The sequence below is a fragment of the Bacillus sp. YBsi01 genome (assembly GCF_038406745.1).
GTDB lineage: Bacteria > Bacillota > Bacilli > Bacillales > Bacillaceae > Bacillus > Bacillus siamensis.
This window is the reverse complement of sequence record NZ_CP151679.1, coordinates 3,363,648-3,386,377: the sequence shown is the minus strand read 5'-3', so window position 1 is coordinate 3,386,377 and position 22,730 is coordinate 3,363,648. Positions and strand designations below refer to the sequence as shown.

Sequence of the window (22,730 nt, the reverse complement as noted above, 5' to 3'; positions counted from 1 at the left end):
TACGCGAGTGAAGAAAAATTGGCTCGGTCAATAACCCAATTTCTCAGAAATATGCCGAGCGGCGTTTTTGACTTTTTCGGTTAAGTACGGCAGCCTGTCCTCTGAAAATCTGGCTTCAAAGCCGGCGATGCTGATTCCCGCAGCCACCTTACCTTCGTGATTGAAAATCGGCGCCCCGATCGCCGCCGTGTAATCCTCTAATTCCGAATAGCTGATCGTATATCCTGATTGTATTGACGTTTCAATGGATTGAAGCAGTTCAGCCGGATTCGTCATCGTGCCTGAAGCGATTGCGGCAAGCTTTGTTTTCTGAATGTATGTGTCAATCTCCTCTCGCGGCAGAAACGATAAAATGCTTCTGGCGCACGCTCCCGCATACAGCGGCGACCGGCGGCCGATTGCAGTATACAGCCGTACGGTTTGCGTTCCCTCAATTTTATCGACGTAAATGGCTTCATCGCCGTCCCTCATAATCAGCTGAACGGCCTCATCCACTTCACCGCACAGCTTTTCCATCACTGGCTTGGCTATTTTCCTGATGTCCAGACGGGCAGAGACGAGCTGGCCGAATTGTAAAAAGATCAGACCAAGCTGATAACGTCCGTCCGCTGTCCGGGTGAGAAATCCCATTTCCTCCAGTGAACTTGCCATCCGGTGAACCGAGGTCTTCGGCATTTCCGATAGAGAAACCAGCTCATTTAAGCTCAGGCTCGGTTCGGTCAGGAATATATGAAGCAGCTCCATTGATTTGATGACGGTTTTGTTTTTGTTTTCCATGACCTTTCATCCCCTTTGTCAGATCAGCCATTCCATTTTGAGTCTTGCTTTCAGCTCCTTCAGCTGCTGTTCCTTCTCCAACAGCAGCATTTCCGCCTCCTCCAGCGAAACAGCAGCGAACGTGATATGTTCCCCCGGCATCGTTTGGGCGGCAAGAGGAAGATCGGCGGATATGATATGCGCCATTCGCGGGTAGCCCCCCGTCGTCTGTCTGTCAGCCAGCAGTATAATCGGATTGCCGTCCGGCGGCACCTGCACCGTCCCGAATGTCACAGCCTCAGATACCATTTCAAGCGGCTCCCGCAATTCAAGCGGGGCGCCCTTCAGGCGGTAGCCCATTCGGTCGGATTGCGGCGTGACCGTATACGATTCTTGGTAAAAACGCCGTTTTGCTTCTTCTGTAAACGCATGAAATTGAGCGCCTTCAAGCACGCGAATGACCGGATTTCTTTTCAGCGGCAGAAATCCTCTGCTGCTGACAGACCAATCAGGCGCTGAGAAACCATGCTGCCCGGGAGATTCGCTCAGACGGGCAGCGATCCCTTCCGAGCACTGCGTCATACCGCCGAGCGGCAGTTCATCATCTTTTTGCAGCGCTCTTCCGCAAAAGCCTCCGATCCCCGCTCTGACATACGTGCTTTTGCTTTCCATGACGGCGGGCACGTCAAATCCCCCCGCAACGGCAAGATAAGCGCGGCTCCCCATTTTGCACGGCCCGAATGAGACGACGCTTGTTTCCTTTATCAAAATCGGTTTCCACAGAGGAGCCGGTTCTCCATTAATATGAAAGGCGAAATCGGCCCCCGTGACGGCAATGACCGCCGGTTCTGAAAACTCAAAGGAAGGCCCGGGTCCCATGAGCGTAATTTCCAGCCCCGCCTCTGTTTCTTTATTTCCGGCAAGAAGATTGGCGATGCGCAGAGAAATTGTATCCATTGCGCCGCTGCCCAGTACGCCGTATTTCTGATACCCTGTTCGGCCCGTATCCTGAATCGTCGTCAGAAGACCGGGCTTCATCACTTTCATGCTCATTCGGCTCCCTCCTTGGTGCGGCTGTATTCTTCCGCTGAGATCCGGACGAATTTCACAGTATCGCCCGCTCTCAACAGGCTCGGCGGTTGTTCTTCAGGCCTGAAAAGCCGAAGCGGAGTGCTGCCGATCAGCTGCCAGCCGCCGGGGGTGGATATCGGATACACACCGGTCTGCATCCCTGCGATTCCTACTGAACCGGCCGGGATCGACGGCCTTGGCGACGCCTTTCTCGGCGCTCTGATCCGCTCAGACATTCCTCCTAAAAACGGAAATCCCGGCGCAAATCCGAGCATATAAACGAGATATTCGCCTTCGGTATGAATGCGGATGACGTCTTCCGGCGTCACATTGTTCATCTCAGCGACGTCTTCTAAATCAGGACCGAAATCACCGCCGTAGCAAACGGGGATTTCCATCACCCGGCGCTCTTCCTGCCGGCCGGCCTTTATATGGCTGAGGCGTTCTGTCACTTCTTTCTTGACCAAAGCAAAAGGAGAGACGCCTTTTTTTATTTGTGAGACGGCATACACATCATAAAAGATCGTTAAGCTTGTGAATGCCGGAATACATTCAACGAAGCCCGGAAACGGCCGTTCTTCAATACAGGCGGCCGCCGCATGAACCCGGCTGTTGACTTCTTCGCTGATGTGCCCGCCAAAGCGGATGATAACGGCGGAATCACCGTGCGGCTGTATATCAAGCGCTGTATTGCCGCTATACTGCTTCATTGTCATCACCTCGTTGTTTTCTTTCTCACTTACAGAACAGCAAGCGATTCGTTCCGTATATCAGTGATCAGCATGTGCCCAGGTGAATGGGTTATCACGATATCGGGCTTTGTTTCCATGATCACCGCCTGCGGTGTAACGCCGCACGCCCAGAATACGGGAACTTCGCCTTCTTGCACCGTTACGGCATCTCCGAAGTCCGGCTGATTCAGATCGCTGATGCCGATGCTTTTCGGATTCCCGATGCGGACGGGGGCGCCGTGCACAGCGGGAAAACGTGACGTGACTTGTGCCGCGCGGACTGCCAGTCTTTCCGGAATCGGCCTCATGCTGACGACCATCTTTCCTGAAAACGGGCCCGCCGGAACACAGTCAATATTTGTTTTATACATGGGAACGTTCACGCCTTCATCAATATGCCTGATTGGAATGTGCTGATTGATAAGGGCTTGCTCGAATGAAAAACTGCAGCCGATCAAAAAGCCGACAAAATCTTCCTTCCAATATGGCGTGAGATCCGTTACCTCTTCAGTAAGCACGCCATGCCGATAGATTCTGTATTTCGGAAAGTCCGTCCGGATATCAGCTCCCGGCGCCGCTATTGCCGGAACGGGTGAACCTGCATCCGTCACGTCAAGCACCGGACAAGGCTTTTGATTGCGCTGGCAGAATAAGAGAAAATCAAAGGCAAGATCCTTTTGCAAAACGACGAGATTGGCTTGTGCGTAAGAAGCGGCCAACCCCGCCGTCGGTCCGGTCATCCGCCCTTTTCTGATAAGCTGCCTGACTTCTTCGGGACTCATGTCACTCATATGTTTTTTCATGTCATCAGCCCCATAGCTGCGGCATTTGCGAGAATAATGTATAGATGCCCATAATCGCCATGACAACGACTACGATTGCCCCGGCGATCGTCAGCCAGATCGGATGCTTGTAGTCGCCGACGACTTTTTTCTTATAAGCGCCCAACAAAATCATCGCTAATGCAAGCGGCAGAATTAAACCGTTAAGCGAACCGACCGCGACCAGAATTTTGGCAGGCTGGCCGATCGTGACAAAAATGAGAGTGGATACGATGATAAAAGCTATAATTACGCCGTTCGAATGCTTTTCGATTTTTGCCGAGAACGATTTGAAGAAAGACACTGACGTATATGCGGCGCCGATGACAGACGTAATAGCCGCAGACCACATGATGACACCAAAAATTTTATAGCCGACATTTCCCGCCGCAAGCTTGAACACAGAAGCCGCGGGATTATCAGGATCAATGCGCAGGCCCTTTGAGACGACGCCGAGAACGGCGAGAAACAGGGCAATCCGCATAACAGATGTAATCAATACGCCTGTGACAGAGCTTTTCGTGACTTGAGGAATGACTTCCTTCCCTTGAATGCCTGAATCAAGCAAACGGTGGCCGCCGGCAAATGTAATGTATCCGCCGACCGTGCCGCCGACAAGCGTCACGATCGCCAGCACACTGATATGATCAGGCATAAAAGTTTTCACAACGGCGTGTCCGACCGGCGGAGCCGTCGTTACGGCAACATACACCGTCAATACGATCATGACAATTCCGGCGATCTGCATAAAACGGTCCATGACTTTTCCGGCTTCCTTTATGACGAAAATCAAAACCGCAATCGCAGCGCTGATTAAAGCGCCGATCTCCGGTTTGATTCCGAATAATACTTGAAGGCCGAGACCCGCGCCGCCGATGTTTCCGATATTAAACGCCAGTCCGCCGAGCACCACCAGAAAAGCAATGGCATAACCGGCGCCCGGAAGCACCATATTTGCAATCTCTTGGCCGCGCTTTCCGGAAACCGCGATAATCCGCCATACATTGGTTTGCGCGAAAATGTCCAAAATAATAGAGATTAAAATGATAAAGCCGAAGCTTGCCGCCAATGTATTGGTAAACGTGGCCGTCTGCGTCAGAAAGCCGGGCCCGATTGATGATGTCGCCATCAGAAATGTCGCGCCTAAAAGCAGCGACCATTTGCCCGAAGCCTTTCCGGCTGTTTTTTTCTTTTTCTCCATGCTGTCTTCCTCCCTCTGCTGCTCAGTCTTTTGAAAGCGCACTGATTTGAATGTCAGCCGCTTTTAATTCGTTTCTGATTGTTTTGGCGAATGTCAGCGCGTGGGCGCCGTCTCCGTGAATGCAGACGGTGTCCGCTTTCAGGCTTACAGCTTGTCCTTTACGTGATGTCACCGTGTTGTCTTTCACCATTTGAATCACTTGCCCGACCGCTTTTTTGTCATCCTGAATCAGCGCATCCGGCTGTGAACGCGGCGTCAGCGTGCCGTCTTCCTGATAGGTGCGGTCTGCAAACACTTCGCTTGCCGTCTGCAGTCCGATTCGATCTCCCGCTTTAATCAGCTCGCTTCCGGCTAGCCCGAAAAGAATGAGTCCGGGATCAAAATGAGAGACCGCCTGAGCGATGGCCTCTGACAGGCTGCGGTTGACGGCGGCCATATTATATAAAGCGCCGTGCGGCTTTACATGCTGCATCGCGACACCTTCTGCTTTTAAAAAACCTGACAGCGCGCCGATTTGGTACAGTGTCAGATCATACGCTTCCTCGGGCGTAATCGCGATCTGCCGCCGCCCGAATCCCTGAAGATCGAACAGCCCGGGATGAGCGCCGATTTTCACGCCCTTTTCCGCCGCAAGCGCAACCGTTTTGCGCATCACGCTGGGATCACCCGCATGAAAGCCGCAGGCGATGTTTGCAGATGTCACATAATCCAAAATCTCTTCATCCATCCCGATCTTATATGCACCGAAACTTTCTCCTAAATCACAATTGATGTCAATCTGAAACATAAGCTCCCTCCTGTATTGTAAGCGTTTTATATGATTATCATTCCGTTATTCGGAACGACTATTCCGAATTGTTGGATTTCACTCAATTATATCAATTCTGACACGTTTGAACATACCTTTGTCAGAAAACCTACCATGGACCTAGTCACTAATGTGACAAACAAAAAAGAGAGCCTCATCCAGAGGCTCTCTTTTTTCTATTATAATACCCAGTGGCGGATCGCTTTGGCGACTCCGTTTTCCGTGTTGACATCAGTCACCCAGTCAGCGGTTTCTTTTACGATATCCTGCGCATTTCCCATGGCGACGCCGACACCCGCTTTTTCAATCATCGCAATGTCATTCAGACTGTCACCCATAGCCATCACATTTTTCATCGTAAAGCCGAGTTTTTCCGATACCTTCGCCAGCGCCGCCGCTTTATTGATGCCGAGGGCATTGACTTCGATATTGATCGGACTTGAGTTTGTGACTTCGAGCTCCTTGTTTTCTTTCAGCTCTTTCAGCACCTCATTCCGCACATCGTCATCCTCGATTTCAAATCCGAACTTGAGCCACTGGTGATCCGTAATCGTTTCCGGGAATTCCCCTCTCCATACTTTATCGACGGTAGAGGCCCAGAAATTCGTATTGTGCTTATTTCTCAGATCCCATAATTTTTGAATATGATCGGTATGAAGAACCTTGCGCTCAACCAGCTCAAAGTTAGAATCCCAGATTTCGCTGCCGTTTGCCGTAATTAAAAAGGATGACAGCTCGAGAGACTCAGCCAGTTCGCGGCATGTCATCAGCGTGCGTCCGGTGCTGATGACGACGTGAATTCCTTTCGCCTCCGCTTCCTTGATCGCCCGCCGGTTTTCATCCGGGATGAGCTGCTCGTCATTGAGCAGGGTTCCGTCCATATCAATCGCGATCAGTTTAATATCTGCGTCTTCTCTTTGTATCGGCATATATGTACCTCACTTTTTATAATGTAGTCGTCTCTATTTTAATACATATGACCCACAGGAACAAAAAACCGCTCCTGACGTTTGGCGGGGAGAACGTTGAGGAAAAGAAATATTGAGGTGATGGAGGATGAAAGAAAGAAAACAGAAAAACAAACCGAATGAAAATCCTGAACATCATGATTTAACCGATCCGATTCCGCTGGAAGAGCTGAAGGAAAACGCCAATGATGAAAAACACAAACACGACCAAAGAGACAATTCACAGAGTGAAAGAGATTATGATACAAAATAACAGACTTGTCCGAAAGCCGCCGCTGGAGGCGGCTTTTTTTACGATGGTGCGATAAATATGCTGATCTCAGCTTCCGCTACCGGATTCCCGGCAACGGACGCTTTCGCCCGGCCGAACACAAACCCGCGCCTTGTTCGCGTGACTTCAAACAGCAGATCCAGACGGTCTCCCGGCAAAGCGGCGCCTAATCTTTCCGCTTTCTTCACCGCGGATAAAAGACCGAGGCTGTCACCGCCGGTAATTCCCGCGCAAGCCGCCGTTTGGGCCATCGCTTCAATGACGAGTGAAAACGGCATCTCTCTTTGTGATTCGGTTATAAACCAGTCATTTTCACTGATGTTTTTGTAAGCGGCCGCCCATTTTCCGGCTTCGCTGTTTGTCGTGCCGTCAATCAAAAGAAACGGAAAACGGTGGGGTAAAAGCTTTTGAGTCATCATACAGCCTCCCTTCCCCAACATTATAACAGAAGAAAAAAAAGCCGCGTCCCCCGACGCGGATTCATCTTATTGATTGAGTTTTTTGAGCACGATGCCGTGCAGCGGCTCATGCGGCTGAATACCGCAAATGTCTTGCAGAACACCGCTCGTTCCTTTTTCCGCGATAAGCTTCTGCAGCTCAACCGCTTCCGGATCATCCTGATAGTCAAAGCGCAGGGCGGCGGCGATGCCTTCCGCCAGCGCGTTCGGTTCTTTTATTTTTTTGGCGGGCCCTACTAATCTATCATTCGCTCCGAGTTTTCTGAGCGGTGATCTGGCGACTCTTGTCACATCATCCGTGATGTATTCATTTTCAAAACGGCCGATGATTTTCTTCATGTACTGCTCGTGTTCGGCTTGCTTAAAGCCGTACGCTTTCACCAAGTACTCGCCCGTTTCTGAAAGTGCATCGTACACGACACGCCGGATTTCAGGATGGTCGATGGCCTCTTTGACGGTTTTTAATCCGCGCTGATAGCCGACGTACGCTGTAACGGCATGGCCGGTATTGACAGTAAACAGCTTTCTCTCGATGAAAGGTGTAAGATCATCCGTAAATATCGCACCTTTAAGTGCCGGCTGACCGCCGGCAAAGCCGGTTCTGTCTATGACCCATTCAAAAAACGGCTCTACGGATACTTTCAGCGGGTCTTCATGGTGCTGAATCGGCACGATCCGATCCACCGCAGAATCAGGGAAGCCGACCGTCCGGTTCACGAGTTCCCGCTCCGCTTCCGTCAAATGTCCGAAAACTTCTTTTTTCAGAAAACGGCTGCCGCCGATCATATTTTCACAGGCAATGATATTGAGAGGCTCAGAGGACGTTCTGCGCTTCAGCCCTTCCGCGATGGACGGGGCGATGAGTCTGAGAACGTTCGGGCCCACTGCCGTCGTAATGATCGCCGCGTCATTGATCAGCCTGTACAGCTCTTGTTCCTGCGCCGCGCTGTTGATGGCTGAAACGGGGCCGATAATTTCTGTCTGCCGGCCGCCGTCGGCAAGCTCCACGGTATATTCCTTCTTATCATTGAGAAGGCCGACCATCGTTTCATTCACATCTGCAAAAACAACCTCACAGCCGGAATGATGGAGCAAAGCGCCGATAAAGCCCCGCCCGATGTTTCCCGCTCCGAAATGAAGGGCAATCATGTCAGTTCACCTCGCTGAAAATCGCGGCCAGTTCTTCTTCCGTCTTTGCACTGATCAGCCGCTCGATGTTTTCTTCCTCTGAGCAGATGATGGCGATGTTTGACAGAATGTCTAAGTGTTCATTGTTTTTTCCGGCAATACCGAAAACGACCTTTGCCGTATTGCCTTCACCGTATTCCACCCCGTCCGGAATCTGGATGACGGAAATGCCTGAATGAAGCACCTCATCCTTCGCATCTTCCGTGCCGTGCGGGATCGCAATGAAATTCCCCATGAACGTGGATGATGTTTCTTCACGTTCGAACATTTTTTCCACGTAGCCGTTCTTCACGTAACCGTTATCAATCAACGTCTGTCCCGCCAGGCGGATGGCATCCTCTTTTGAGTTCACTGTCTGGTTCAGTTTGATGTTCGCTTTAGCCAATACTTCCATGATGAAGATCCCTCTTTCTGTTTGATTAGTTTTTAAGCTTTTCAATCAGTTCATCGTATTTCGGGCTGTTCAAGAAATTATCAACCGACATGTGCACCGCCTGCGGCAGCTTCGCTTTCGCGCGGTCAGTCAAATCCTTATGAGTAATGACGATATCCGCGTCATTCGGAAGATTATTGATTGATGTATTTGTCACATCAATGTCAAGTTCTGCTTTTTTCACTTTGTTTCTTAAAATGGAGGCGCCCATTGCGCTCGATCCCATTCCTGCATCACACGCGAAGATAATGCGGCTGACTTTGTCAGCGGAAATATCAGCGGCACTGTTTTCCGGCTCTTCCTCTTTGTCCGCCAATGCGGCCGCCGCTTCGCTTTTCCTGCCTTTCATTTCCTGCATTTTTTCCGCAGCGGCTGTCAGATCTTCTTCTCCCGCTTTAGACGATTTCAGAATAAGCGCCGAGACGATAAACGATACGGCCGCGGCAACGATGACGCCCGCCAGCACGCCGAGATAGCTTCCCTTCGGTGTCAGCGCCAAAATGGCGATGATGCTGCCCGGAGATGATGCCGCGACAAGACCCGCATTAAAAATCGAGAATGTGAGCAGCCCGCTCGCTCCCCCGGCGATCGCCGCGAGGATCAGCATCGGTTTCATTAAAATGTAAGGGAAATAGATTTCATGAATCCCCCCGAAGAAATGAATGATCGCCGCTCCCGGAGCCGTCGATCTTGAAGAACCTTTCCCAAAGAACATGTATGCCAGTAAAATACCGAGTCCCGGCCCGGGGTTCGCTTCCACTAAGAACAAAATGGATTTACCCGCTTTTGCGGCCTGCTCGATTCCGATCGGACTTAAAATGCCGTGGTTGATCGCGTTATTCAGGAACAGGACTTTCGCCGGTTCTACGAAAACGCTTGCAATCGGCAGCAAATTCGCGTGGACAATGACTTCCACACCCGCCGCCAGCAATTTGTTAAGAGACAGGACGACCGGGCCGATCGCATAAAACGCGATAATCGTCAGCACCGCGCCGATAATTCCCGCCGTGAAGTTGTTGATCAGCATTTCAAAACCCTGTCTGACTTTATCTTTAAACACACGGTCTAATTGTTTAATGAGATAACCGCCCAAAGGCCCCATAATCATTGCCCCTAAGAACATCGGTATGTCCGCCCCGACAATGACCCCGATGGCCGCTGTCGCTCCGACGACTCCCCCGCGGTGATCATAGATCATTTTTCCGCCCGTATATGCGATTAAAAGCGGCAGAAGATACGTAATCATCGGGCTTACCAATGTATTCAGCTGCGGATTCGGAAACCATCCCGCAGGAATAAACAGCGCGGTGATAATTCCCCATGCGATAAATGCGCCGATATTCGGCATGATCATACCGCTTAAATAACTGCCGAACCGCTGTATCTTTACTTTCATGCCAGCTTGCTGTTCTTGCTGCATACCATTTCCCTCCCTGTTTGCCTGCCTTAAGATGAAAATAAATAAGACACGGGGTTTTCTTTCGCCCCTGTGCCTTCATCATAAAACGCTTACAATCCTCATTCAATGAAAAGTAAAGAGGAGTTTGGCACAGAGACTGTGACAAATCCTTAACTAAAAAAAGACACCTCATCAAAGGTGTCTTACCGCTTCCTGTATATAATGTGTCCTTTTGTAACGACGAGTTTGGCAATGATCCGCTCACTGACAATAAACACCGGATACGCACATACGAGCGCAAAAATGGCGGCCGGCACATACCGCGCAGCCGGAAACATCGGCATGACGGCGGTTCTGGCCATCTGCACAAGATAAATCAAAAGCACGGTTATCGCAATGGCTACAGCCATAATCGGAGCTGATACTTTATATTCACGCAATTTCACATGGCAATGTCCGCACTGAAACTGGCACGGGATCATGGATGATCTGACCATGTCGCCTGTAATCGGCTTGCCGCAGTTCGGGCAGGTCGTTTCTTTCATATTTATTCCTCCATTCAACTCTTCTATTATAACAGAGTCTGTCTCCGCGTTTTACATTTGTGATTGTTCAACATATTTTCACACATTTTATCATCAGGCTCTTGTGCACATTTGTGAAAACATCTACTCTTAAAAGGAGGTTCATCACTCATTCGCATAAAAAGGAGGATGCAGAATTGCTTCCGATTAACAGACAGCAAACCTTGCTTGAATGGCTGAAAGAGGAGGGCGCGCTGAAAATCTCTGACATAAGCGAGAGATTCGGCGTCTCCGAGATGACCGTGTACAGAGACGTCAATCAGCTGGCGGATGCAAACCGGATTATCCGGACACCCGGCGGCATTACGCTCCCGCCCGCTTCAGAAAAAGGCGCCAATCAATGCGGCTATTGCCTGCGGCCGATTCAGCATTCATATTCTGTCCAGCTCATTACTGTTTCACAAGCCGTTGAGCAGATGTGCTGCATTCATTGCGCGATTTTGCGGTATGAGGATAAAAAGGAAGAAGTGTCTCATGTCATTTGTAAGGATTTTCTTCTCCAGACGACGCTGACGGCCGCTTCTGCTTACTTTTTAGTCCATGCCGATATTGACCTTCACTGCTGCCGGCCTCAGGCGATTCCCTTCTCAACGCGTGATTACGCAGAACGGTTTCAAAAAGGATTCGGCGGGGTCATTTGCACCTTTGACGAGGCGGCGGACATCATCTTACACGACAGGCAGAAGGGATGCACCTGCAGCAAGACATAACAACAACCAACCGGAAGGCGGTGTCACAAGCCATGAGACAGAACAAACGCTGGCTCATCTTTTTGCTGTTCCTTGTTTTGATTCCGAAAACAAGCTTCGCCCACGCCTACATCACAAACTCAAATCCGGGTGAGAACAGCGAATTAAAACAAGCGCCGAAGCAGATTGAAATTACGTTTAATGAACAGGTTGAAGAAGGCTTCCACTCCATTAAGGTCTATAATTCATCCGGTGAACGGGTCGATGCCGGCAAAACGGTGATTCAAAAAAGTGATGCCCGCATCATGACCGCAGCCTTGAAAAAAAATCTGCCGCATGATATTTACAGAGCGGAATGGAACGCGGTGTCGGCCGACGGTCACCCGGTATCCGGCGTCATTCCTTTCAGTATCGGGAAAGCCGGCGGTGAACTTCAGGAGCAAACATCATCGCAAGCGGCGCTTCATCCCGAAGCGGCCATCGACCGCGGTATTTTGTATACCGCTCTCTCCCTGTTTATCGGCACGGCGTTTTTTCATCTGTTTTGGTACAGAAAAAACGATTCATCAAAAGCAAAACGAACTGTAAAGCTGCTCGTGATTTCCTTATGTTTAACGGGGCTTGCGCTTGTCTGCCAGCTCCCGATCCAGACGAAAGAAAACGCGGGCGGCGCTTGGAGTGCTGCGTTTCAGCCGGACTATGTAAAAGAAACGCTTCTGAAAACGGCAGGCGGGAGCGTCTGGATAATCCAGATCAGCCTATTTATCCTGCTTGCCCTGTCCATGATCCCGCTTTTGAAGAAGAAAGCTTTCCGGTCATTTGCATACTGGACGGCGCCGCTGCTGTTCTTTTTCGCTTCGCTTTTGGCAAAAGCATTCGCCGGACATGCGGCGGTTATTGACGAAAAAGCGGTCGGCATCACGATGGATTTTCTCCATTTATCAGCCGCGTCTGTATGGATCGGCGGTATAGCCGCGCTTGTGCTCTTTCTTTCATCAGAGTGGAGAACAACAGATAAAACCGCCGCCTGGGAAACGGTCAGACGCTTTTCTCCTTGGGCGTTCGCCTCTGTCGGCGTGCTTTTATTTTCAGGTGTGCTGAACGGATTTTTCATTATCCGTTCGTTTGATCCACTCTTTCACACCGCTTACGGCAAGACGCTCCTTTTGAAAATCGGGCTGTTTGTCATCATGCTTGCGCTCGGCGCCATTCACGTATGGATGACGAAGTTCCGCAGAAAAAGGAGCATCAGCGCAACGATAAAGGCCGAATGGGCAATCGGCATTGCGGTGTTATTTACAACCGCTGTCTTCACAAGCCTGCCCAGCCCGCCGCCGCCCGCGCCATTGCCTTTTAACGGCTCAGAAATGATCGGAAACGGGGAAACCCTGTCCCTGCATATTACGCCGAACCAGCCGGGTAAAAATGAATTTCAAGTCATTGTCACTGATCATAACGGCGGCTTGGTAAAAGACATTCAGCAATTTACGGTGACTGTTTATCAGACGGGCTTCAGCGGCAAACAGCATGAAAGCACCTTTGATTTGAAAAAGACGAAGGAAGGCACATTCGAAGCCGCAAACCTGTCCATCACCGAAAAGGGAAACTGGAAGATCAAAGTCCACGGACTGACAAGCGATTTCAATGAAATCAACCAAGTATTCTCAACGACAAACTAAGGAGTGTATCTCATGTTGAAAAAAAAGGCTTTCGTATTCATATTTGCCGTGACCCTGTCACTCATCGGTTTTACGGCTGCAGCAAGCGCCCATGTCTCCGTCAAACCCGCGGAATCCGCGGCGGGTTCTTGGGAAACGTACACAATGAAAGTGCCTGTGGAAAAAAATGAGCCGACAACGAAAGTCGTGCTGAAAATGCCCGCTGGCGTTGAATTCCAGCAGTATCAGCCGATTCCGGGCTGGAAAACGTCTGTAGCAAAGCATGATGACAAGGCGGTCTCCGTCACTTGGGAAGCAAAGGACGGCGGCATTCAGCCCGGCCAATTCCAGCAGTTCACATTCGTTGCGAAAAACCCTGAAAAGACCGCGGATGCGGCTTGGGACGCCTACCAATACTACAAAGACGGCAGCATTGTAGAATGGACGGGTGATGAGAACGCCGACACGCCTCACTCGATTACGAAAATCACAAAAGCGGCGAACGTGACGGATGCGCACGGAGCTGAACAGTCAAATGAAGAAAGCAAATCCGGTGTATCTGCGCTTGATATTGCGGCCATCGTTCTGTCAGCTGCGGCGATTATCCTTTCTATCGCAGCGCTTGTAAAGAAAAAACGCGCGTAAGCAAAAAGCGATCCGGCTCTAAAGAGCCTGAGATCGCTTTTTTTCTTATCCGCGGCCTGCCTGGAATGATGGATATTTGGTCATTCCGCCGTCAGCAAACAGCGTAATGCCGGTCACGTAGCTTGATTCCTTTGAAGCGAGCCAGACGGCGACGGCCGCGATTTCTTCCGGCTCACCGATATATCCCATCGGAATCATGCTTTCCACATCTTTTTTCTGGACGGGATCCGCGAATTTTTCCGCATTGATCGGCGTATTGATCGCGCCCGGTCCGATATTGTTAACACGGATGCGCTTCGGCGCGTACTCAAGCGCCAGCGTTTCCGTCATCAATTTAATGCCGCCTTTACTTGCCGCGTAGTGGACAAACAGCGGCCACGGAATCATTTCGTGCACGCTCGACATGTTAATGACGTTTCCTTGAATATCATTTTCTACGTAATATTTAATGGCTTCGCGGCTTCCCAGAAAAGCGCCGGTCAGATTGGTATTGATGACTTTGTTCCAGTCTTTTAACGGCATTTCATGCGACTGAACCGGGTTTTCCATGCCGGCGTTATTGATCATGATATCCAATGTGCCGAATTCTTTCACCGCGGTCTGGACGATGTTTTTCACATCTTCTTCTTTTGTGACGTCACCTTGAATGATGACTGCTTCACCGCCCGCTTTTTGAACCTCTTCTTTTACGGTTTGGGCCTCTTTTTCATTACTGTAGTAGTTAATGACGACTTTCGCCTGCTCCTGTCCGAAGCGGAGCGCCATCGCTTTTCCTAACCCTGATGATGCTCCCGTAATGGCTACGACTTTTCCTTTTAAATCCGTGTACATGTTCAAACCTCCTGCATGTTGTTATGAATTTGATTTTGCAATGCCTAAGAATATTGCGGCCACGATGATCAGGATAATCCCGATGGCAATGGCGACCAGCTGGCGCTTCGTTTTGCTCTCACGGAGGATGAAGATTCCGCCGAGCGTGCTGATGACGATCCCCATTTGAGACAGGGAAAAACTTGTCGCAACACCGACGCGCGGCTGTGAGATGAACAGAAACATATTCCCGAGCGCCCAGATGATTCCCGGCAGAATGTTCTTGAGCGCGTACTTATTAAACGGTTTATGCTTGTACGTCAGGAGCAGCCCGCCGATAACCATCCCGATCGCCTGCGGCAGAAGCGCTGACCAGCCGGATACGCCGAACAGCCGGGCCACGACGACATAGACCAAATAACCGAGCGTAGAGATCAGCAGGATGACAATGCCTTTTTTTAAGTTTCCCGGTTCTCCGTCCGCCCGCCCTTTTTTATCTTCTAAAGATGTGAGCACTATACCGACGATGATTAAAATAAGGGCGAGAATACCCAGCGTAATCGCAATGGGGGTTGACCATTCTTTGAATACGATCACCCCGAACAAAGAAGTCGAGACGAGCTGCATTCCCGTTGATATCGGCATCGTTTTTGAAACGCCCATCAGCTGGATGCTTTTTAGCTGATTGCTTTGGCCGAGCGACCAAAACAGCCCGGATATGATGCCGACAATAAAAATGCGCCCAGACAGCACCGGATGGACAAACAGATACAGCACAAACGAAACGATGAGCGCCCCGATTGTCGTACCCAGCGTCTGGCTGTAAGGCCCGCCGCCTAATTTGACGTTAAATAACACGATGCTCCCCCAAAACAAAGCCGGGAGAAGAGCCAGTAATATATCCATGATGGCGACCTTCTTTCAATCGTATTTGCTGTTATTTTGTCTGGAATTGAACCGATTATTCTCAAATCAGAACAAAAAAGCCTGCCGGCGATTTTACCGGCAGGCTGCCCATTAAAAAAAGCCCCGCTCAGAAGCAGGGGCTCTTTTTTTGGCTATTAAAGTCCGATTGACATGTATTTGGTTTCCAGATACGGCTCAATGCCCTCCGTACCGCCTTCACGGCCGATGCCACTTTCTTTCATTCCGCCGAACGGCGCTTGAACCGCTGACGGGCCGCCGTCATTCCAGCCGATGATGCCGTATTCAAGCTGTTCTGAAATATAGATGCCGCGGCGGTAGTTTTCTGTAAAGAAATAAGCCGCAAGCCCGAACGGCGTATCGTTCGCAAGCTTGATCGCTTCATCGATATCTGAGAACGTAACGATCGGCGCAACCGGGCCGAATGTTTCTTCATGCATGATGTTCATGGATGTATCTACGTTTGACAGCACGGTCGGCGTCACGAAATAGCATCCTTTTTCATCGTTTTGGTCATATGTTCCGCCTGTCAGCACTTCTGCGCCTTTTTCCACGGCGTCATTAATTTGAGCGACGATTTTATCGAAGCCTTTTTTGTTGATGACAGGACCGACGTTTACGCCTTTTTCAAGACCGTTTCCGACTTTGAGTTTCGCAGCTTCTTCACTCAGTTTTTTCGCAAACTCGTCTTTCACGGATTCGTGTACGATCAGACGGTTCGCACAGACGCAGGTTTGGCCGGCATTTCTGAATTTAGAGGCCATTGTTTGGGCTACCGCCAGATCAAGATCAGCGTCTTCATCTACGATCAGCGGCGCATGTCCGCCAAGCTCCATTGACATATGTTTTACGGTGTCGGCGCTGTTTTTCATCAGGATTTTGCCGACAGGCGTTGAACCGGTAAAGGTAATTTTGCGGATTTTCGGGCTGCTGGTAAAAACGTTTCCGATTTCGGCTCCGTCACCGATCACCACTTGCAGCACGTCCTTCGGAATTCCCGCTTCATATGCGAGACGCGCAAGGGCGTAAGCGGAAAGCGGCGTATCCTCCGCGGGTTTGATGATGAACGTACAGCCTGCGGCCAAAGCGGGCGCGGCTTTTCTTGTAATCATCGCATTCGGGAAATTCCACGGCGTGATCGCGGCTACCGGGCCGACCGCCTGGCGGGTGACGATGATCCGTTTGCCCGTTGTCGGCGCAGGTACGGTTCTGCCGTAAATCCGTTTTGCTTCCTCGGCAAACCATTCAATATAGCCGGCGCCGTATAAAACTTCTCCGACCGCTTCTTCGTACGGTTTACCGTTTTCCTTCGTAATTAATTCCGCCAGTTCTTCTTTATTTTCAACAATCAGCTCATACCATTTTCTCAAAAGTGAGGCACGTTCTCCCGCTGATGTTTTGGACCATGATTGAAACGCTTGATGTGAACGTTCAATCGCTTTTTCAACTTCTTCGGCCGTCTGCTGGGGGATGCTTTCGATCGCCTCTCCCGTTGCCGGGTTGTACACTGTTAATTGTTCTGGCATATTGAACATTCCTTTCTCTGCTATAGTAAAGCCATTGAATGCTTGTTGATATATCTCACACTTTCATGATAGCAGACCCATCCGCAGGCATACCAATAATTGAACTCACAGAGCTGCTTCGATAATGGAAAGGCCTTCTTTGAGCTGTTCATCCGTCACGACAAGCGGCGTCAGAAATCTGATAATATTGCCGTTAATCCCTGCCGTCAGCAGCAGCAGTCCGTTCTCGTTCGCCGTTTTAGCGACCGCCGCGGCTTTTGCTTTGTCCGGTTCACGGGTGGCCTCGTCTTTGACAATTTCGATGGCCGCCATCGCGCCGAGCCTGCGCACTTCTCCGATACACGCATGCTCTTTTTTCCACTCGAGCGCTTGATGCTCGATGATGCGGCCGATCTCTTCGGAACGCTGATTAAGCCCTTCCTCTTCAATAATATCCAGGACGGCAAGCGCAGCCGCACAGCCGAGAGGGCTACCCGCATATGTGCCTCCAAGTTCCCCCGGCGCAGCGGCATCAAGCATTTCCGCCCGGCCGATGACGCCGCTCAGCGGCAATCCGGCCGCAAGTGATTTGGACACGGTGATCAAATCAGGGACGGCCCCGAAATGCTCGATTGCAAAATACGTTCCCGTTCTCGCAAATCCGGTCTGAATCTCATCTGCCACGAAAACGATGCCGTGTTTTTTACAAAAAGCGGCGACGTGCTGCACGAAACGTTTTGAAGGAATGATAAAGCCGCCTTCTCCCTGAACCGGTTCCATTACGACACAGGCGACGGTTTCCGGTGCAACTGCGGCGATAAAGAAATCCTCAAAAGCGCTGATGATAAAGTCGTCATACTGCTCGTCAGTCATGCCGGCCGGCTTTTGATAATAGTAAGGAAACGGCGCCTGATACACTTCCGGGGCAAACGGGCCGAATCCGTATTTATAAGGTTTCACCTTGCTTGTCATGCTCATCGTCATGTTCGTACGGCCGTGAAACCCTCTTGTAAATGACACGACAGCCTGGCGCTTCGTATATTTTCTGGCGATTTTCACGGCGTTTTCGACCGCTTCCGCTCCGGAGTTGAGAAAAATCGCTTTTTTCGCATGATCTCCCGGCGCAAGGGCGCAAAGTTTTTCGGCAAGCTCAATATAAGACGGATACATCATGACGTTAAATCCCGGGTGAATCAGATCCTCAGCCTGTTTCTTCACCGCCTCCACCACTTTCGGATGGGAATGGCCGACATTCAGCGTTCCGATCGCGCCGGCAAAATCAATGAATCGTCTGCCGTCCAAATCGTATAAAAGCGCCCCTTCCCCTTTTACCGCCATGCTGCGGTTTCCGTTGCCGACCCCTTTGGAAACGAATTGATCCCGTTTTTGCTGCCACTGGGCAGTTGTCACTTCCGTTGATGCTGTTTGACTCATAGATTTCATCCCCCTGCATTGTTTTCTTATCATTCTGACTTCTTTTTGGTATGATGAAAAGTACCAAAATTAATTTATCTATGGTACCAGAAAGGGGGGATGGACTTTATGCTGACAATTTCCATTGATCATTCGGAAACGGCGGATTATATATACCAGCAGATCTATCAGCACATAAAAGCGGCCGTTTTGAAGCGCAGCCTGATGCCTCACACAAAGGTGCCGTCTAAACGGGAGCTTGCCGAGACACTGAAGGTCAGCGTGAATTCAGTGAATACGGCTTATCAGCAGCTGCTTTCGGAAGGTTATTTATATGCAGTCGAAAGAAAAGGTTTTTTCGTTGAGGAAATTGATACGGTATATCATGAAGAAACGCCTTCGCTCTTATTGCCTGAAGATTTAAAAGAGCGGGAGACGGATAAAAGCGGCTGGATTTCATTTTCGCATATGAGCGTGGATACGGCGCATTTCCCCCTGAAAAGCTGGTTCCGCTGTGAGCATAAAGCAGCCGCCCGTTCATTTCATACACTCGGAGAACTCGTCCATCCGCAAGGCTTATACGAAGTCCGAGAAACAATTTCGAGGCTTATTTCCCTGACAAGGGGCGTTACATGCCGTCCGGAACAAATCGTGCTCGGGGCGGGCACGCAAATGCTGATGCAGCTGCTGACGGAACTGCTGCCAAAAGACGCGCTGTACGCGATGGAGAACCCGGGATATATGAGGATGTACCGGCTGCTGCAAAACCTCGGGAAAAAGACGGCCACGATCAGCCTCGATGAAAAAGGCATGTCCATGGCCGAAATCGAAAAGCGCCGGCCCAGTGTATTGATCACCACGCCGTCCCATCAATTTCCCTCAGGCGTAATCATGCCCGCTTCCCGGCGGATTCAGCTTTTAAACTGGGCCGCCGAACAGAACGGCCGCTTCATTATTGAGGATGACTATGACAGTGAATTTAAATATGACGCCGACACGATCCCTGCGCTTCAAAGCCTTGACCGGTTTCAAAATGTCATCTACATGGGGACCTTTTCAAAGTCCCTTTTCCCCGGCCTGCGCATCAGCTACATGGTTCTGCCGCCCGGGCTTTTGCGGACGTTTAAAGAGAGAACGTATGACCTTAATACGTGCAGCACACTTGCTCAGCTGGCGCTTAAAGAATTTATCGATTCAGGTGAATATCAGAAACATATAAAAAAGATGAAGCAGCATTATAAGAACATGCGGGAGCGCCTTATTTCGGCTTTGGAAGAAACCTTCGGGGAAAGAATCAATGTAAAGGGCGCCAATGCCGGGCTTCATTTTGTCACGGAGTTTGACTGCGCCCGTTCAGAAAAAGAAATGTTGGCGCGGGCGGATGCAGAACAGCTTGATCTGTTTGCGATGAGCCGGTTCCGCCTGAAAACGGGAGGCGATTCAAATAAGCCGCAGCTCATTCTCGGCTTCGCCCGCCTGAAGGAGAGCGATATTCAGGAAGGCGTCGCAAGGCTTTACCGGACGGTTTTCGGCGCATAAAAAAAACCCCGGAATTCGGGGACTATTTACCAGCGGTCCGGCTCTGTCTGCAAAATCGCCTCCAGCAGGCCGGGAAACGCCGCTTGTAAATCATCTTTGCGCAGGGAATAATAACGGTGCTTCCCGTCTATGCGCACTTGGGCGATCCCCGCTTCCCGGAGCACTTTAAAGTGATGGGACAGCGTTGATTTGGCGACCCGGACATCCGCACATGTGCCGCACGTTTTTTCAGTTGTTTCCGCCAATTGTTTGACCAGCTCTAAGCGGAGCGGATCACTCAGAGCATGAAGAACCTTTGTCAGCTGTAAGCGGTCGGTTTCAGGATGATTTGGAATGTTCATGAGTAGTTTTGTGTGTTGTGTGTTTGTGTTGTGTGTGTGTGGTGTTGAAGAAAAAAAAAAAAAAAATTTGGGGGGGGGGAATTGTGTTTTTGTGTGTGTTGTGTGTGTGGTGTGTTAAGGGGGGGGGGGGTGGGGGGTGGGGGGGATTTAGTGTTGGTTGTGTTTTTGTTGTTTGTATTATATATATATATATAATATTTTATTATATTATTTTTTTTTGTTTATTGAGGTTTTTTTTTTTTTTTTTTATTTTTTTTTTGGGGTTTTGGGTTTTTTTTTTTATTTGGGGTTGGTGTTTGGGGGGAGGGGGGGGTATTGGTGTGAGGGTGAGGTGTATGGATGGAGGTTTATGGTATGGGTGGGAGGTGTTGAGAGGTTAGTGTTAGTTTGTTTAAATTGAAGGTGTTGTTATTGGTGCAGGAGGTATGAGGTATGTTTGTTTTGAGGTGTTTAGAGTGGGTGGGGGTGGTGTTGAGATTGATAGATGATGGATAGAGAGGTTTTGTTTGGGGGATTGATAGTAAGGGGAGTTTTTGGAGAGGGGTGGTTTTATTAGGGAGGATTAGGTATGGTGATTGGGGTGTGTGAGACAAGTGTTGAGTGGTTTGAAATATTAGAATAGGTAATGTGAATTGGTGAGGGGAGTTTGATTGGATTTTGTTGGTGAGGTGGAGAAGAGTGTAGAGAGGAAGATATGTTAGGGATGTGGTTAGTTTGGTGGTTGGGTGTATGGTTAGTTGGAAGTATTTTGGTTATGTAATAAGGTAATAGATGAGTATATGTGGTTAAAGTTTAGGTGTGATAGGGTTAGTGATGAATTGATTATATGGATGAGAAGTAGGATGTTAGGAATGAATTGTAGTAGTTTTGGTGAAAGATAAGGAGCGGAAGAAAAAAATATCCGAATTGGCCGGCGGCCAGCCGTGGATTGACCAAGCGCCTGTTTTCCTTTTATTCTGCGCTGATTTTAACCGCGCCAAAATTGCGCTTGAAGAATATAATGATACACCGCTTGAGATCACGAACGGTTTAGAGTCCGTTCTAGTCGGAGCCGTAGATGTCGGGATTGCGCTCGGTACGGCAACGGCTGCGGCTGAATCAATGGGACTCGGCACTGTGCCGATCGGCGCCGTGCGCGGCAAGCCTGACGAACTCATTGAATTGCTGAAACTTCCGAAATACGTTTTCCCGGTTTCCGGTCTCGTCATCGGCCATCCGGCAGACCGCTCCGCGAAAAAACCGCGTCTGCCGCAAGCAGCCGTTCTGCATCATGAAACGTATCAAGAAGAAGATTTAAGAACCCATATCGAGGCCTATGACAAGCAGATGTCCGAATACATGAAAAAACGCACCGACGGACAGGAAACAAGAAACTGGTCACAAGGCATCACTTCCTACTATAAGCAGGTTTATTATCCTCACATTCGTGAAATGCTTGAAAAACAAGGATTTAAGACGGATAAATAAACGTATCAGCCTGCCGGAACACTCCGGCAGGTTTTTTCTATTTCTCAAACAAAAGCGTTGACACTGCGCAAAAATTTTTGTTAATATTTTCATCATATACTCATTGGTTTTCTGTGAACCGATGGGTTTTCTATTGTGACGAAAGAAGGAATCTGGGCTTATGAATGATAAGAAAACGGATATTCTGCTGGCGGCAAGAAAGCTTTTTTCGGGGAAAAGCTTTTCGTCGGTATCGATGCAGGCGATTGCTGAGGAGTGCAAAGTCTCCAAAGCATCTTTATATAAGCTGTTTGAATCGAAGGAAGACCTGCTTCTGGAGCTGCTCGATTTTAACCAGAAACAGATGGTAGCGGCCGCTTCACTATTGAATGAAGAAACAAGCCTGTCTCCTGAGGAACGGTTTGCCAAAAAACTGATGGCTGAGCTTGAAGGCTTCAGGCGCAATCAGCAGTTTTTTAATATGCTGATGTACGGAAGCCCTTCCTCTATTAATGACCGGGTAAAACGGCATATTCACAGGGCCCGTTCCACTTTTATCTGCTGGCATCGCGATTCACTGATTCAGACGTACGGCGAAGACATCATTCCTTATGTATGGGAGCTGGTGATTGTCCTGCAGGGGCTCCTGAGAGAATGCATCACGCTGATTAAGCTGGAAAAAGAACCGCTCGACCTGGAACCTCTCACGGAGTTTATCATCCGCCATCTCAATCTCATCGTCGAAAACAGGAAAACCGAAACCGCTTTGCCGCAGGAGATGATTGACCTTTATATCGCCTCCGCTTCCTCATTTGAGCCGAAAGACAAAACCGTATTGCTGGCTGAAAGCCTGAAGGAGCTGAAAGAAGCCGTCTCAGCCCTTCCTGAGGAGAAATATGATGCCGCGGGTCTCACTTCCGCGGCGGCCATGCTGGAGAAAGAATCAGCGGACAAACAGCCGCGGGATTTTCTCATAAAAGCGCTCATCGGTTATTTGGAACAGGCCGGACCGCTGCACCAGCCGCTTGCAGCCGTTAAAACATTGCTCAAACTATAAAGAAAGAAGGAATC

23 protein-coding genes and 1 pseudogene are annotated in these 22,730 nt (G+C 49.8%); 7 read left to right on the top strand and 17 right to left on the bottom strand.

From position 1 onward, the window contains the following. Window positions 1-27: 27 nt before the first annotated feature. The 7 genes from AADZ70_RS17035 to AADZ70_RS17005 all read right to left on the bottom strand — a co-directional run bounded on the left by AADZ70_RS17035 (window position 28) and on the right by AADZ70_RS17005 (window position 6,317). The gene (locus AADZ70_RS17035) at window positions 28-777 is read right to left on the bottom strand and encodes an IclR family transcriptional regulator (protein ID WP_342007365.1); all 750 of its coding nucleotides are present in this window, start codon (window positions 775-777) and stop codon (window positions 28-30) included. An 18-nt stretch (window positions 778-795) separates the two neighbouring features. Next, entirely contained in the window at window positions 796-1,803 is a 1,008-nt protein-coding gene (locus AADZ70_RS17030) for a biotin-dependent carboxyltransferase family protein (protein ID WP_342008071.1), read from the bottom strand. A 2-nt stretch (window positions 1,804-1,805) separates the two neighbouring features. After that, window positions 1,806-2,537 (bottom strand): 5-oxoprolinase subunit PxpB, encoded by a 732-nt coding sequence (gene pxpB / locus AADZ70_RS17025; RefSeq protein ID WP_342007364.1) that lies wholly within the window; start codon window positions 2,535-2,537, stop codon window positions 1,806-1,808. 29 nt (window positions 2,538-2,566) lie between these two features. Beyond that, on the bottom strand, window positions 2,567-3,340 hold the full coding sequence (locus AADZ70_RS17020; protein ID WP_342008070.1) for a putative hydro-lyase: 774 nt from the start codon (window positions 3,338-3,340) through the stop codon (window positions 2,567-2,569). 25 nt (window positions 3,341-3,365) lie between these two features. Continuing rightward, window positions 3,366-4,580: an NRAMP family divalent metal transporter gene (locus AADZ70_RS17015; RefSeq protein ID WP_342007363.1), complete on the bottom strand. Its 1,215-nt coding sequence runs from the start codon at window positions 4,578-4,580 to the stop codon at window positions 3,366-3,368. A 22-nt stretch (window positions 4,581-4,602) separates the two neighbouring features. Continuing rightward, window positions 4,603-5,367, bottom strand: a complete 765-nt coding sequence (locus AADZ70_RS17010; RefSeq protein WP_342007362.1) for a 5-oxoprolinase subunit PxpA — start codon at window positions 5,365-5,367, stop codon at window positions 4,603-4,605. A 200-nt stretch (window positions 5,368-5,567) separates the two neighbouring features. Beyond that, window positions 5,568-6,317, bottom strand: coding sequence for a Cof-type HAD-IIB family hydrolase (locus AADZ70_RS17005; protein WP_342007361.1), 750 nt, complete (start codon window positions 6,315-6,317; stop codon window positions 5,568-5,570). A gap of 127 nt (window positions 6,318-6,444) precedes the next feature. Between AADZ70_RS17005 and AADZ70_RS17000 the strand changes: the two genes are divergently transcribed. Then, on the top strand, window positions 6,445-6,609 hold the full coding sequence (locus AADZ70_RS17000; protein ID WP_003156294.1) for a hypothetical protein: 165 nt from the start codon (window positions 6,445-6,447) through the stop codon (window positions 6,607-6,609). Between the two features lie 38 nt (window positions 6,610-6,647). Here the strand turns inward: AADZ70_RS17000 and AADZ70_RS16995 are convergent, their stop codons facing one another. The 5 genes from AADZ70_RS16995 to AADZ70_RS16975 all read right to left on the bottom strand — a co-directional run bounded on the left by AADZ70_RS16995 (window position 6,648) and on the right by AADZ70_RS16975 (window position 10,650). Then, window positions 6,648-7,043 carry a 3-hydroxyacyl-ACP dehydratase FabZ family protein gene (locus AADZ70_RS16995; RefSeq protein WP_016937238.1) on the bottom strand — a complete coding sequence of 132 codons (396 nt, stop codon included), beginning with the start codon at window positions 7,041-7,043 and terminating at the stop codon, window positions 6,648-6,650. A 69-nt stretch (window positions 7,044-7,112) separates the two neighbouring features. Beyond that, window positions 7,113-8,234 carry a mannitol-1-phosphate 5-dehydrogenase gene (locus tag AADZ70_RS16990; protein ID WP_342007360.1) on the bottom strand — a complete coding sequence of 374 codons (1,122 nt, stop codon included), beginning with the start codon at window positions 8,232-8,234 and terminating at the stop codon, window positions 7,113-7,115. A 1-nt stretch (window position 8,235) separates the two neighbouring features. Continuing rightward, window positions 8,236-8,667 carry a PTS sugar transporter subunit IIA gene (locus AADZ70_RS16985; RefSeq protein ID WP_012116817.1) on the bottom strand — a complete coding sequence of 144 codons (432 nt, stop codon included), beginning with the start codon at window positions 8,665-8,667 and terminating at the stop codon, window positions 8,236-8,238. Window positions 8,668-8,692: 25 nt separating this feature from the next. Beyond that, window positions 8,693-10,126, bottom strand: coding sequence for a PTS mannitol transporter subunit IICB (locus tag AADZ70_RS16980; RefSeq protein ID WP_342007359.1), 1,434 nt, complete (start codon window positions 10,124-10,126; stop codon window positions 8,693-8,695). Between the two features lie 182 nt (window positions 10,127-10,308). After that, window positions 10,309-10,650: a hypothetical protein gene (locus AADZ70_RS16975; RefSeq protein WP_016937241.1), complete on the bottom strand. Its 342-nt coding sequence runs from the start codon at window positions 10,648-10,650 to the stop codon at window positions 10,309-10,311. Between the two features lie 176 nt (window positions 10,651-10,826). On the opposite strand from AADZ70_RS16975, the gene AADZ70_RS16970 reads away from it, so the two are divergent. Genes AADZ70_RS16970 through AADZ70_RS16960 form a run of 3 tightly spaced genes read left to right on the top strand, consistent with a single transcriptional unit; the run spans window position 10,827 to window position 13,681 of the window. Then, window positions 10,827-11,399 carry a DeoR family transcriptional regulator gene (locus AADZ70_RS16970; RefSeq protein WP_016937242.1) on the top strand — a complete coding sequence of 191 codons (573 nt, stop codon included), beginning with the start codon at window positions 10,827-10,829 and terminating at the stop codon, window positions 11,397-11,399. A 32-nt stretch (window positions 11,400-11,431) separates the two neighbouring features. Beyond that, window positions 11,432-13,057, top strand: coding sequence for a copper resistance CopC/CopD family protein (locus tag AADZ70_RS16965; protein ID WP_029575272.1), 1,626 nt, complete (start codon window positions 11,432-11,434; stop codon window positions 13,055-13,057). Window positions 13,058-13,069: 12 nt separating this feature from the next. After that, complete coding sequence (locus AADZ70_RS16960) at window positions 13,070-13,681, top strand: DUF1775 domain-containing protein (RefSeq protein ID WP_016937244.1); 612 nt, start codon at window positions 13,070-13,072, stop codon at window positions 13,679-13,681. A gap of 45 nt (window positions 13,682-13,726) precedes the next feature. Here the strand turns inward: AADZ70_RS16960 and gdh are convergent, their stop codons facing one another. The 4 genes from gdh to gabT all read right to left on the bottom strand — a co-directional run bounded on the left by gdh (window position 13,727) and on the right by gabT (window position 18,354). Then, window positions 13,727-14,512: a glucose 1-dehydrogenase gene (gene gdh / locus AADZ70_RS16955; RefSeq protein ID WP_016937245.1), complete on the bottom strand. Its 786-nt coding sequence runs from the start codon at window positions 14,510-14,512 to the stop codon at window positions 13,727-13,729. A gap of 21 nt (window positions 14,513-14,533) precedes the next feature. Beyond that, complete coding sequence (locus AADZ70_RS16950) at window positions 14,534-15,397, bottom strand: RhaT/GlcU family sugar-proton symporter (protein WP_016937246.1); 864 nt, start codon at window positions 15,395-15,397, stop codon at window positions 14,534-14,536. A 155-nt stretch (window positions 15,398-15,552) separates the two neighbouring features. Further along, window positions 15,553-16,941, bottom strand: a complete 1,389-nt coding sequence (gene gabD, locus AADZ70_RS16945) for a succinate-semialdehyde dehydrogenase (protein WP_016937248.1) — start codon at window positions 16,939-16,941, stop codon at window positions 15,553-15,555. Window positions 16,942-17,046: 105 nt separating this feature from the next. Beyond that, on the bottom strand, window positions 17,047-18,354 hold the full coding sequence (gene gabT, locus AADZ70_RS16940; RefSeq protein ID WP_342007358.1) for a 4-aminobutyrate--2-oxoglutarate transaminase: 1,308 nt from the start codon (window positions 18,352-18,354) through the stop codon (window positions 17,047-17,049). Window positions 18,355-18,462: 108 nt separating this feature from the next. Between gabT and AADZ70_RS16935 the strand changes: the two genes are divergently transcribed. Next, the gene (locus AADZ70_RS16935) at window positions 18,463-19,872 is read left to right on the top strand and encodes a PLP-dependent aminotransferase family protein (RefSeq protein WP_342007357.1); all 1,410 of its coding nucleotides are present in this window, start codon (window positions 18,463-18,465) and stop codon (window positions 19,870-19,872) included. A gap of 26 nt (window positions 19,873-19,898) precedes the next feature. Here the strand turns inward: AADZ70_RS16935 and AADZ70_RS16930 are convergent, their stop codons facing one another. After that, a complete protein-coding gene (locus tag AADZ70_RS16930; protein WP_003156322.1) occupies window positions 19,899-20,213 on the bottom strand; it encodes a helix-turn-helix transcriptional regulator in 315 nt (104 codons plus the stop codon). A gap of 861 nt (window positions 20,214-21,074) precedes the next feature. Here AADZ70_RS16930 and AADZ70_RS16925 point away from each other — a divergent pair. Both AADZ70_RS16925 and AADZ70_RS16920 read left to right on the top strand, forming a co-directional pair. Next, window positions 21,075-21,680: pseudogene (locus AADZ70_RS16925) on the top strand (NADPH-dependent oxidoreductase); the annotation flags it as partial. Between the two features lie 160 nt (window positions 21,681-21,840). After that, the gene (locus tag AADZ70_RS16920; protein ID WP_064778208.1) at window positions 21,841-22,716 is read left to right on the top strand and encodes a TetR/AcrR family transcriptional regulator; all 876 of its coding nucleotides are present in this window, start codon (window positions 21,841-21,843) and stop codon (window positions 22,714-22,716) included. Window positions 22,717-22,730 lie beyond the last annotated feature (14 nt).